Annotated in this window: 10 protein-coding genes and 1 riboswitch; of the genes, 4 read left to right on the top strand and 6 right to left on the bottom strand. The window is 66.2% G+C overall.

Translation table 11 applies throughout. The features are described from left to right. Positions 1 to 85 precede the first annotated feature (85 nt). The 3 genes from JNE37_RS12380 to JNE37_RS12370 form a co-directional block, all read right to left on the bottom strand. Complete coding sequence (locus JNE37_RS12380; RefSeq protein ID WP_035036087.1) at positions 86 to 355, bottom strand: hypothetical protein; 270 nt, start codon at positions 353 to 355, stop codon at positions 86 to 88. A gap of 92 nt (positions 356 to 447) precedes the next feature. Further along, positions 448 to 1,197, bottom strand: a complete 750-nt coding sequence (locus JNE37_RS12375; RefSeq protein ID WP_379125326.1) for a penicillin-binding transpeptidase domain-containing protein — start codon at positions 1,195 to 1,197, stop codon at positions 448 to 450. Between the two features lie 5 nt (positions 1,198 to 1,202). Then, positions 1,203 to 1,892, bottom strand: a complete 690-nt coding sequence (locus JNE37_RS12370) for a thiamine diphosphokinase (RefSeq protein WP_052015644.1) — start codon at positions 1,890 to 1,892, stop codon at positions 1,203 to 1,205. 27 nt (positions 1,893 to 1,919) lie between these two features. Further along, positions 1,920 to 2,018: riboswitch (TPP riboswitch) on the top strand. Between the two features lie 73 nt (positions 2,019 to 2,091). Here JNE37_RS12370 and thiB point away from each other — a divergent pair. The 3 genes from thiB to JNE37_RS12355 are packed head-to-tail and all read left to right on the top strand — an operon-like array spanning position 2,092 to position 5,324. Then, on the top strand, positions 2,092 to 3,102 hold the full coding sequence (thiB, locus tag JNE37_RS12365; RefSeq protein ID WP_203063038.1) for a thiamine ABC transporter substrate binding subunit: 1,011 nt from the start codon (positions 2,092 to 2,094) through the stop codon (positions 3,100 to 3,102). Beyond that, positions 3,077 to 4,699: an ABC transporter permease family protein gene (locus JNE37_RS12360; RefSeq protein WP_203063036.1), complete on the top strand. Its 1,623-nt coding sequence runs from the start codon at positions 3,077 to 3,079 to the stop codon at positions 4,697 to 4,699. Before thiB ends, JNE37_RS12360 begins: the two co-directional genes overlap by 26 nt. Further along, positions 4,686 to 5,324, top strand: a complete 639-nt coding sequence (locus tag JNE37_RS12355) for an ATP-binding cassette domain-containing protein (protein WP_203063034.1) — start codon at positions 4,686 to 4,688, stop codon at positions 5,322 to 5,324. Before JNE37_RS12360 ends, JNE37_RS12355 begins: the two co-directional genes overlap by 14 nt. A 621-nt stretch (positions 5,325 to 5,945) precedes the next feature. On the opposite strand, the gene JNE37_RS12350 is transcribed toward JNE37_RS12355, so the two are convergent. Both JNE37_RS12350 and JNE37_RS12345 read right to left on the bottom strand, forming a co-directional pair. Beyond that, complete coding sequence (locus JNE37_RS12350) at positions 5,946 to 8,042, bottom strand: hypothetical protein (protein ID WP_203063032.1); 2,097 nt, start codon at positions 8,040 to 8,042, stop codon at positions 5,946 to 5,948. Positions 8,043 to 8,089: 47 nt separating this feature from the next. Next, on the bottom strand, positions 8,090 to 9,379 hold the full coding sequence (locus JNE37_RS12345) for an adenylosuccinate synthase (protein WP_203063030.1): 1,290 nt from the start codon (positions 9,377 to 9,379) through the stop codon (positions 8,090 to 8,092). 141 nt (positions 9,380 to 9,520) lie between these two features. Between JNE37_RS12345 and JNE37_RS12340 the strand changes: the two genes are divergently transcribed. Next, entirely contained in the window at positions 9,521 to 10,483 is a 963-nt protein-coding gene (locus tag JNE37_RS12340; protein WP_203063029.1) for a DMT family transporter, read from the top strand. On the opposite strand, the gene JNE37_RS12335 is transcribed toward JNE37_RS12340, so the two are convergent. After that, entirely contained in the window at positions 10,480 to 11,826 is a 1,347-nt protein-coding gene (locus JNE37_RS12335) for an FAD-binding oxidoreductase (RefSeq protein ID WP_246513229.1), read from the bottom strand. The genes JNE37_RS12340 and JNE37_RS12335 overlap by 4 nt on opposite strands. Between the last annotated feature and the right edge of the window lie 56 nt (positions 11,827 to 11,882).

The following is an 11,882-nucleotide window of genomic DNA, read 5'->3' as shown; positions in this document are numbered from 1 at the left end:
GCGTCGCTGACCCCTCATCCGTCGGCTTCGCCGCCACCTTCTCCCTCAAGGGGAGAAGGAAGAAGGGCCGCGGTGGGCGGAACCGCTAGCGGATTTCCTTGGGCGGGAGGGGCTGGGGGTTGAGCGAGTTGAGCAGGAACTTGCTCTGGAACTTGATGCGCGGGTTGACCTGCGGCTGCGGGATGTCGTCGGGTTTGACCTGGGGGCCCTGGGCGGGCTTGCCGCCGACGATGATGATGCTCTTTTCCTCGACCCCGGAATTGAAGCGGAACTGGCCGGCCTGGACGTTGGTGGCGAGAACGGCGCCAACGGACAGAAAGGCGATTGCGGCAACGGCTTTCTTGAAATTCGGCATTTTGTTTTCCCTCTCTCGCCGCTCCTCCAGCGGCAGGGACACAATCGCCCAATGCATCTGAAACGCCCTTGAACCGGCCGTTCAGTTCCCGTTCATCGGCCGAGCACCGCCTCGGCCTCGGCCAGGAACTCCTTGAGCGCTCGCGGGCCGGCCATAGCCGAGGTCTTTTTCGTGTCCTTGACCAGCTTGGCGAAGATCACGCGGCGGTCGCCCTTGTCGGCCCAGCCGACGAACCAGCCCAGCCGCAGCGGGCCTTTGGCGATGTAGCTGGTGCCGGTCTTGCCGTGCACGGTCCAACCGCCGGCCTCGTATTGCGCGATGACCTCGCGCGTCATCGCCAGAGCCGGCAGCGACACGGGCAGCCGGTCCTCGATGAGGCGCTCGATGAAGGCCACCTGCTGGCGCGGCGTGATGCGCAGCGAGGAATTGAGCCAGGCCTTGGTGAGCCCGCCCGAGACATCGGCATTGCCGTAGTCGAAATCGGCGACGAATTTGGCGAAGGTCTTCATGCCCATTTCGCGGGTGAGGACGCGCGAATACCAGAGGATGGAATCGCGCAGCCAGATGCGCGGCGTCGTGGTCGCCTTGTCCTCGGGCTTGTTGACACCGTATTCGGGCTTCCACGGCAGCGCGGGATTGTCGCCGTCCTTGAGATAGCCGGTCTCGAACCCCATCACCGCCAGCGGCACCTTGAAGGTCGAGGCCGGCGTATTGGGCTCGTCGCAATCCTCGCCCGTTTCGTGGATCACCGCCTTGCTGTGCGCATCGACGACGAGCAGGCATCCCGGCTCCGCCAGCGCCGGCGAAGTCAGGACCAGGCCCAGGAACACAAATGAAATCAGTCGCTTCAAGCTTGCCTCCGTAAAGCCTCCAGCAATGCGGGCAAGTGTGACTTTTCAACGATGAGCAGCCAGGGCGTATCGTCGACCGGCTCGATTTTTATGCTTTCGGTTAAGGCCTGGTTAGAGGTGCCGATGAGCCCGCCCTGCTCGAGGTGCAGGCTGTCGAGCGGATAGAGCAGGCCCTCCGAACGCACGAAGTCGATGGGCGCCAACGGGTAGATCGAGACGCGCTCGCCGGGCGGGATGGTGAAGGCGAAGGAGCCGCTCACCGCCAGAGCCACGTCGTGCTCGTCCGAGAGCACGATGCGCCGCTCGCGGGCGAAGCGGGTGGCCGCGCTCACCGCCGAAAGCGTGTGGTCGAACCGCCGCCCGGTCATGCCCAGCGCGACGGTGATGGGGGCCTTGGTGGAATAGAGGCACTTCTCGAAATCGGTGGTGATCTGCTCGGCGATGCGGAAAACCCGCGTCGCCTCGGGCCAGCCCTCCGGGTCCGAGATCGAATCCATGTCCCCGATAATGGCGTCGGGAACCAGCCCCGCCTCCATGATGGCATCGCCGCCGCTATCGGCGCCGATAAGCTTTGCGCCCTGCGAGGACAGCCATTTGAGCAGCGGCACATCCACGGCGCCGCCCCCGACGATCACCAGGATGCCGTCGTGAATGAGCGGAAGGTCGTAGGCGTTAAGGTCTTGCACAGCAGGATAACTCTCTCTATGTCTCAAGCCGTCTCGCTGGGGTGTTCCGGGGTTTCCCGGAGCTGAGAGTTACCCATTGAACCTGAACCAGGTCATGCTGGCGGAGGAAGTTCGAGATGGCAAGGGCGCTCGTCTCGCGTCCCCGACCATTCTTATTCCCTTCTCGTTACATGACCGCAACGACCGAAGGGACTGACTCATGGTCAAATCCATCCGCTTCGCGCTTGCGGTTCTTGCCGGCCTTGCCGCGGCTTTGCCCGCGGCGGCCCAGGACGCATCTGCGCTCACCATCTACACCTATGACGGCTTCGCCTCCGAATGGGGCCCGGGGCCCGGCCTCAAGAAGGCCTTCGAGGCCCAGTGCAACGGCTGCACCGTCAATTTCGTGGCCGCCGATTCCTCGATCAACGCGCTCCGCAAGGTGCAGCTCGAAGGCGCCACCACCCAGGCCGACATGATCCTGGGCCTCGATACCGCCACCGCCGGGGAAGCCCGCGCGACGGGGCTTTTCGCCGACCATGGCCTCGAGCTTACCGGCCTCGACATCCCCGTCACCTGGACGGACAAGCAGTTCGTGCCCTTCGACTGGGGCTATTTCGCCTTCGTCTACAACAAGACCAAGGTGCCCAACCCGCCCCATTCCTTCGAAGAACTGATCGCGATGCCCGAGAGCTTCAAGATCGTGATCGAGGACCCGCGCTCGGACACTCCCGGCCTCGGGCTGCTGCTGTGGATCAAGGCCGCCTATGGCGACAAGGCCCCGGAAATCTGGAAGGGCATGAAGCCCCATATCCTCACCATGACCAAGGGCTGGTCGGAGGCCTACGGCCTTTTCCTCAAGGGCGAGGCCGACATGGCGCTCTCCTACACCACCTCCCCCGCCTATCACGCGGTTTCGGAAAAGGACGAGAACTACGCCTTCGCCGAATTCACCGAAGGGCATTTCCCGCAGATCGAAGTGGCGGGCATCCTCAAGTCCTCGCCGCACCAGGACCTGGCCAAGCAGTTCCTCGCCTTCCTCACCACCAAGGACGCCCAGCTCGTGATCCCCACGACCAACTGGATGTATCCGGTGATCGACCTGGGCGATGAACTGCCCGCCGCCTTCTACGCCCAGCCCAAGCCCGCCAAGGTGCTCGAGCTCGACGAAGCCACCATCACGGCCAATTCCAAGTCCTGGATCGATGAAGCCCTCGCAGCCATCCAGTGACGGCCGCCTGATCCTGCCGCGCCGGCCGCTCCGCCTCCTGGGCGGGGCGGTCGTCGCCCTCGGCATCGCCGCGCTCGTCGCCCTCGTCCTCTGGTCGATCGTCCACGCCGCCGCCAGCGAGGCGGCGACGCCGCAATCGAGCCTGGATATCCCGCACCTGCTGCGGATGACCTCCATCCAGGCGGGGCTCACGACGGTGCTGTCGCTGCTCGTGGGCATCGCGCTGGCGTGGTGCCTCAACCGGCTGACTTTCCCAGGCCGCAATCTCGTCGTCGGCCTTTTCGCCGCCGCCATCGTCACCCCCGGCCTCATCGTCGCCTTCGGCCTGCTTTCGGTCTGGGGCCGCAATGGCTGGATCAATGCGGCGCTCTCGCCCTTCGGCATTTCCATCGGCAATCCGATGTTCGGCCTGCCGGGCATTCTCTTCGCCCATGTGATCCTCGACGGCGCCTTTGCCGCCCGCGTGCTGCTGGCCCGGCTCGACGCCCTGCCCGCGGCCCGGCTCAAGACCGGCCAGAGCCTCGCGCTCTCGGCCTGGCAGCGCTTTGCGATCATCGACTGGCCCGTGCTGCGCGGCGCGCTTCCGGGCCTTGCCGCGATCATCTTCCTTCTCGCCTTCACCAGCTTCCCCATCGTGCTGCTGCTCGGCGGCGGGCCGGCCAACCAGACGCTCGAAGTGGCCATCTATTCGGCCGTGCGGCTCGATTTCGACCTCAAGGGCGCAGTGAACCTGGCACTGGTGCAGATCGCCGCCTGTTCCATCGTCATCCTCATCGCCTCGGCGCTGGCGCCGGTGCCCACGAGCCTCGGCCCCTCGGGGGGCCAGACCTGGTCGGACAGCCGCCGCACGCAGGCGCTGCAATGGCTGATCCTGCTCATCTGCCTCGTTGCCTTCGCGCTGCCGCTGCTTTCGGTACTGGCCGACGGCATCGGGCTGCATGCCATTCCCGTGCTGACACGGCCGAGCTTCTGGACGGCGACGATCACCAGCCTCGTCATTGGCATCGCCTCGGCCGTGCTCTGCATCGTCTTCGCGCTGCTGCTGGCCATGGCGCGCGCAACGACGGCGAGCCACCTCGCCCGCATCGGGCTGGGGGCGCCGGCCTATGCCTATCTCGCGGTGCCCGCCGTCGTGCTGGCGCTCGGCTTCTTCCTCGCGGTGCGCAATCTGGGCATCCGTGCCGACGCAGCAGCGCCCTATGTGGTGGTGATCGCCAATGCCCTCCTCTCGCTGCCCTTTGCGGTAGCGACGCTCGGGCCCCCGCTCGAAGCCATTGCGCGCGGACAGGGTCGGCTGGTGCGCGCGCTGGGATTGGGCGGCTGGCAGCAATTCACGCTGGTGGAACTGCCGCTGCTGGGGCGAGATCTCGGCGTGGCGCTCGCCCTTGCCTTCTGCTTCTCGCTCGGAGACCTGGGCGTGATTTCGCTCTTCGGTACGCAGGATTTCACCACCCTGCCGCTGCTCATGTATCGCGCGCTCGGCACCTATCGCACCAACGATACGGCGGTGATCGCCGCGCTGATGCTCATCCTCTCCCTCGCGGTCTTCATTCTCCTGCCGCGCCTCTTCGAAAAGCTCAGCCATGCTCAAGCTTGACGCCATCGCCTATGCCCATCCGGGCAGCGGCCTCACCTATCGCTTCGACATGGAGGCCCTGCCCGGCCAGATCACGGCGGTGACCGGCCCCTCGGGCTCGGGCAAATCCACCCTGCTCGACCTCATCGCCGGCTTCCTCAAGCCGACGTCGGGGCGCATGACGCTCGACAACCTCGACCTCGTACCGCTGGCCCCGGAGGCGCGGCCGGTGTCGCTGCTGTTCCAGTCCGAAACGCTGTTCGAGCACCTGACGGCGGAGCGGAACGTGGCGCTGGGCCTGCCGCGCGATGTACCGCGCGGCGAAGCAGCGCGCCGGATCGTCGACGCGCTGGCGGAGGTGGGCCTGCCCAGGATTGGGCCACAACGGGCCTCGACGTTGTCGGGCGGGCAGAAGCAGCGCGTGGCGCTGGCGCGGACGCTGCTGCGCGGCCGGCCGATCCTGCTGCTGGACGAGCCGTTTTCGGCGCTGGACGACGAGACGCGCGTGACGACGCGGACCTTGGTGCGGGCGCTGACGGTGGCGCATGGCTGGCACACGGTGCTGGTGAGCCATCACCTGGACGACGTGGCGGCGCTGGCGTCGCGGACGTATCGGATCGAGGGCGGGAAGTTGGTGGAGGGGTGAGGGGCGCGCTGCTTTCGGCGAGTTTCCTCGGTTTCTTCCGGGAGCGTTAGTAGCTCCGAACTTCCCTTCTTCACCCCACCCTCACCCCACCCCTTACTTCCCCGGGCGAAGACCCGGGGCCTATTGCACCGCGCCACTCGGATGGGGGTATCCGTGGGCCCCGGCTCTGCGGCCGGGGAAGTTCGGAGGTGGGGTGAGTGTGGTGGGGGATCGAGAGGCGGGGGTGGACAGGCATTTTGCCGGTAGGTTTGGGACCTGAGCACTGTTCACTACGCACTCTCCCACCACAAACTGAGCACTGTTCACTACGCAACTCTTCCCATCACGGAACTTCCCCGGGCGAAGACCCGGGGCCTATTGCACCGCTCCGCTCGGGTGGGGGGTATCCGTGGGCCCCGGCTCTGCGGCAGGGGAAGTGCGGTGGGTGGGGCGAGTGAGTGGTGGGAGAGGATGTGGCGCGGAGCACCCATCCCTGTCCCCTCCCCGCAAGCCTCCACCCCTGTCCCGTCCCCGCAAGGGGGAGGGAGACGGTGTTTCGCGGGCGGTGACACAATCGATGCCGACGCCTTCGGCGCCCCAAAACAAAAGTGGCCCCAACCTGCGTTGGAGCCACTCGATTTCCTAGTTTTCGGCGAGCGGTGGGGCCTTGGCCCATTCGGCGAAGACGTCGTCGAAGAGTTTGGCGGCGTCCTCGTCTTTTTCGAGGGTGATGATCGCGCGTTTGCCGGTGGCGTAGATGATGGCGAGGTCCATCCACTTGCGCGAGGTCAGCAGGTTCGAGTTCGTCGTCGAATCCGAGGGCGAGGCGCTGAGCGCGAAGAGGAAGGAATTGCCGACGACGCGCGCCGAGGCGCCGATGAGCGGGGTGCCCTGCACCAGTTCCTCGTTCTTGAGAAGCACGCCGGGCAGGCCTGCGATCGAGCCGCCGATAAAGGTCTGGCTGACGTCGAAATTGACTTCCATCAGATGGCTCGCCGGCAGGCTCGGATCGGCGTTGCGGCGGATGAGGACATCGACGGTGAGGTTGCGGGCCGGAATCTTGGCCTTGCCCACCAGCGTCGGCTGGCCGACTTCGTCCTTGCCCTTGCTCCACTCGACCGTGCCCGAGAACGGCACGGCGCCGGTCGTGCCGTCGTCGGATGCTTCGAGCAGCAGGGACTGGTTGCCGGCCAGGTTCGCCGCGGCGGGCGAGGTGGCGTCGGCTGCAGCGACCTGCGGGGCGGCTGCGGGCTCGCTGGCCGGCAGGCGCTCGTCGCTCTTGTCGTCGGCATTGGGCGCGTTGACCTGGGCCGGCGGCGGCGTGGTGAGCGGCACGGTGGAAGGCTGGTCGGCCGAGAGCCGGTCGTCGGGCTTGAGCTCCTGGGTGGGCTCGGCCGTCTGCGCGGTGGCGACGGTATTGCCCGGGCCGGTGGCATCAGGATTGGGTTCGGTCGCCGGAACGCTGGCCGGGTTGGCCTCGGGCGCCGTGGCATCGGCCGTGGCTTCGCTCTGGCCGAACATGGCGGCCGGGTCGACATAGCCCTCGCGCCAGGCCCAATAGCCGGCGCCGGCCGCGCCGATCAGCAGCAGCGCGAAAACGGCGAGGAAAATGGTAACGGCATTGAGCCCACGGCCGCGTTCGACCGGGCCAGGCTCGAAATCCTCGTCCTCGTCGGACGAAAGCGAGACGGACGGCTTGGCGGGCTTGACCGCCTCGGCATCCTTGTTGACCTCGACCTTGGTGACGGAGCCATCGGCGCTCACCTCGCCGCGCGCTTCGCGGTCGAGCGTGGCGATGGCGCGGTCGATGGTGACCTGCGGATCGTTGGCCGGCGTTTCGGCGACGCCCGGCTCGACCTCGACTTCGCGGACGGTCGAGAGGGCGACGGCGCCGTTCTGCTCGACGGCGGCGATGGGGTCAGCGACGTGCTGGCGCGCGACGGCCTGCGAATGGAGCGAAGGCTCGAGGCGCTGGGCAGCGACGGCATTGCCATCGCGACGCGGCTCGAAGGTCGGGCCCTTGAGCGGGGTCGGCTTGGCCGGATTGTTGAAGACCAGCGGGGTCGAGGGCCCAGTCTTCGTCGCCTCGGCGCGCGCGACGATCGAGGGGATGTTCTGCGGCTGGACCGGCGGAATCGGCGCCTTGGGCAGTTCGACGACCTCGGGGGTCACCTCAACCACCGGCTCGGGCGCGGCTTCGACCGGTTCGGCCTCGGCGCGATCGGCTTCATCGATCAACGCCTGGATCTGGTCGATATCGGCCTCGGGCTCGCTTTCAGGCTCGGGCTCCGGCTCGACCACCGGTTCCGGCTCGAACTCAGGCTCGGGCGCGCTGGCCACGACTTCCGGCTCGATCTCCGGTTCCGGCTCCGGCTCGACGAATTCGGGTTCTGGTTCGACGAATTCGGGTTCCGGCTCCACGGCGTCCACCACCGGCGGCGGGGGAGGCGGAGGAGCCGCGACCGGCTCGGGCACCCGCACGCGCGGCGCGGGCGTATCTTCCTGTTGCTTGAGGTCCGCGATCACCGCTTCGCTGGCCTCGCGCTCCACCTGTCGGATGCAATCCTCGAGCTGGAGCCGATGCTGGGTGATCTCGCGGGCGGGAAGCGGAGGGTCTATCGCGCGCAGTTGCCCGACGAGCGCAGTGCGCGCCTTCTCGTAGACTGCGCGCCGAGCGGCGCCGTTATTTTCAGGCAGGACAGCAATTGCCCGCCTTAACAGCTCTTTGTAATCCGCCATTGCCTACCTGGTACCCACAATTCAACGCGGTGTTTTAACAAAAAAACTCAATCTTGGAACGGGTCATGTACCAGGATGGTATCCTCCCGCTCGGGACTGGTGGAAAGCAAGGCCACCGGCGCCCCGATCAACTCCTCGATATAGCGGACATACTTGACGGCCTGAGCAGGCAGTTCCGCCCAGCTCCTGGCCCCAGCCGTGGTTTCCGACCACCCCTCGAGGGTTTCATAGATCGGCTTAACAGCGGCTTGTGCCCCCATTGAGGCAGGCAAATAATCAATTCGTGAACCGTTGAGCTCGTAGCCCACGCACACCTTGATCTCCTTGAGCCCGTCGAGGACGTCGAGCTTGGTGAGGGCAATACCAGTGATGCCCGAGGTCTTCACCGTCTGCCTTACGAGGACCGCATCGAACCAGCCGCAACGGCGCGGACGGCCCGTATTGACGCCGACCTCGCGACCAACCGTCGCCAGGTGCTTGCCGATGTCGTCGTTGAGCTCGCAGGGGAACGGGCCTTCGCCCACGCGGGTCGTATAGGCCTTGGTGATGCCCAGCACGTAGCCGATGGCCGTGGGGCCGAGGCCCGAGCCAGCGGCGGCCTGGCCGGCCACGGTGTTGGACGAGGTCACGAAGGGATAGGTGCCGTGGTCGTTGTCGAGCAGCGCACCCTGCGCGCCCTCGAAGAGGATGCGCGCGCCGGCGCGGCGCTTCTCGTCGAGGATTTCGTAGACGCGATCCATATAGGGCAGGATCTCGCCGGCAACCGAGGTCAACTCCTCGTAGAGCGCCTCGGCCGAAAGCTCGGAGAGGCCGAGACCACGGCGCAGCGCATTGTGATGCGCGAGCAGGCGCTCGATCTTGGGCATGAGCGTTTCGGGCTCGGAAAGATCAACCAGGCGAATGGCGCGGCGGCCGACCTTGTCTTCATAGGCCGGGCCGATGCCGCGGCGGGTCGTACCGATCTTGAGGCCGGAATTGGCGTCCTCGCGGATGCCGTCGAGCTCGCGGTGGAGCGACAGGATTAGCGGGGCATTGTCGGCGATGCGCAGGATTTCTGGGGTAATCTTGACGCCCTGCGCCGAGAGCTTTTCCATCTCGGCCACGAAGTGGTGGGGATCAACGACCACGCCGTTGCCGATGACCGAGAGCTTGCCGCGCACGAGGCCCGAAGGCAGCAGCGCGAGCTTGTAGCTCACCCCGTCGATGACCAGCGTGTGGCCGGCATTGTGGCCGCCATGGTAGCGCACCACCACATCGGCGCGCTCGGAGAGCCAGTCCACGATCTTGCCCTTGCCCTCGTCGCCCCATTGCGAACCGACGACCACCACGTTAGCCATTTAAAACTTTCCCCGATCGGAGGGCCATCGGCAGTGCGGACCGCCTCGATGATGGCCGAGTTCAGTTTGACGCCGGTCACGAAAAGCAAGTAGGCATGACGGCGCGTTTTTACGGCGCACCAATACATGAGAAGTGCGCCGATGACAAAGCCACATAGCGCCGATCGCAGCGGCCTAATGTCCTCGGCCCTGGACCGGCCCTATTTCCTGCTGACGCTGACCCCGCTCTTCTGGGCCGGCAATGCCGTGGCCGGCAAGATGGCCGTCGACCAGGTCGATCCCTATACGCTCATCGTCGTGCGCTGGCTGGCCGCCCTGCTCCTCGTCCTGCCCTTCGCCTGGCGGCATCTCAAGACCGACTGGCCTGAAATCCGCAAGGGCTGGCTGATGCTCACGCTCTACGGCGCCATCGGCTATACGGGCTTCAACGTGCTGCTTTACGGGGCCGCGCATTATACCAGCGCCGTCAACACCTCGATCGAGCAGGCGCTGATCCCGGTGCTCGTGATCCTGGGCAACTTCGTCATCTTCCGCGTGCGCTCGACGGCCCTGCAATTGCTGGGCGTGTTCCTTACCATTGGCGGTGTCGTGCTGACGGCGGTGCATGGCGATTTCAGCCGCATCATCACGCTCAGCGTCAACCAGGGCGACGCATTGATGATCCTCGCCTCGCTCTCCTATGCCGCCTATTCGCTGCTGCTGCGCTATCGCCCGCCTATCCACTGGCTGAGCTTTCTCGTCACCACCTTCGCCGCCGCGCTTCTCGCCGGCTATGTGGCGCAGGTGATGCTGGGCGGCGGCTTTACGGCCATCGTCTCGGGTGTCGCCAAAACGACCCCGCTCGGCTGGGCCATCATCGCCTACGTGGCCTTCCTGCCTTCGGTGGTGGCGCAGCTCTTTTACGCGCGCGGCGTCGAGCTTATCGGCGCCAACCGGGCGAGTCTCTTCATCAACCTGATCCCGGTCTACGGCACGCTGCTGTCGATCGTGATCCTGAGCGAGCCTATCGAGCCCTATCACATGGTGACGGCGGTGCTGGTCGTGGTCGGCATCGCGCTGGCCGAGTTCTCGGCCCGCGCGCCGAGGCGGGCCACCAACGGCTAGATCGACTGGCCGAAGCGGAAGAGATTGGTCGGGTCGACCTCTGCCTTGATCCGCTCCAGCCGCGCGAGGTTGGCGCCGTAATAGCGCGCACGCCAATCGGTGAGGTCGCTATCGGGAAAGTTCTGGAAAGCGCCCTTCCCGCCTGCGGCGTTGAGGAGGCCGTAGAATTCGTCCTGCCAGGCGGCGGCCCGCCGGGCGATTGCCGGCCGCGCCGCATCGTCCTCGCTCCAGCTTATGCCCACGACCGAGAGCCAGCGACTGTCGCGGTGGACGAAGGCGGTTTCGTCGGGCGCCAGTTCGTTGATGCGCCCACCGGTCTGGAAAAAGAAGAAATCGCCGTGCGCGCCGGTGCCCGGCCATTGCTGCAACTTGTCAATAGCCTCGGCCAGCATGGCCTCGTCCGGCGCCTTGGCGAGAAAGGCCGATCGCTCGCGGAAATAGGCCGGGGCTCCGGGTTCGGCGAGGAAGTTCTGGCCTTCCCAATAACCCAGCTCCTTGACCTCGCTGAACTCGGGCTCGGCAATGGCCATGACCGGCGCAAGGATCGCCTTGAGCTCATCGGCCGGGCCGGCATATTGGCCGAGCAGCGTCACCGGCACCTGGCGGCCCTGCTTCAGGAGTTCGGGGGTAACACCGCCGAGCGAAATCCGGGTGCCGAGCGTCGTCGGGGCAGCGTCGGCCGCGGCGAACAGGGCCGTGGCCACGGCGAGCGTTTCCTTGCGCCAGACATAGCGGAAGACGGTGATCGACTCGTCGGCCGGCTCCGTGCGGATGGTGAAGGATGTGCTCACCCCGAAATTGCCACCTGCCCCGCCACGAATGGCCCAGAAGAGATCGGGTTCGCTTTCCTTTGAAAGCTCCCGCACGCGGCCATCGGCCGTCACGATCTGGGCGGCCACGACATTGTCGCAACCCATGCCGAGCCGGCGCATGTTGAAGCCGATGCCGCCGCCGAGAAGATATCCCGCCGCGCCCACGCTCGGGCAACGGCCGTGGGTGATCATCCGCCCGGCCTTGCTGAGTGCCGAATAGACCTGGCCATTGAGCGCCCCGGCACCGACCTGCACATTGCCGTCGGTCTCGCGATACTCGATGGCGCGCATTTCGCGCATGTCGATGACCAGATCATGCCCGGACGAATAGCCGGCATAGGAATGCCCGCCGCCGCGGATGACGAAAGGCACGTCATAATCCCGGCACCAGCTCAGGACATCGGCCACCATCTGCGGCGTCCGGCAATAGGCGACGCCCTGTGGACACACATCGCGAAAGCGCAGGTTGTTGGGCAGGGCTGCCTTGGCAAAGCCGCCCTCGCCCGGGCGCACCAGCCCGTCGGCGGCCACCCGGCGCAGCACCTCCCAGCGATCGGGAAGGGCTGGCCCTCGGCCCAGGCCGGACG

Origin of the sequence: Paradevosia shaoguanensis, assembly GCF_016801025.1 — a bacterium.
GTDB lineage: Bacteria > Pseudomonadota > Alphaproteobacteria > Rhizobiales > Devosiaceae > Paradevosia > Paradevosia shaoguanensis.
This window is presented reverse-complemented; position numbering and strand designations above follow the sequence as displayed.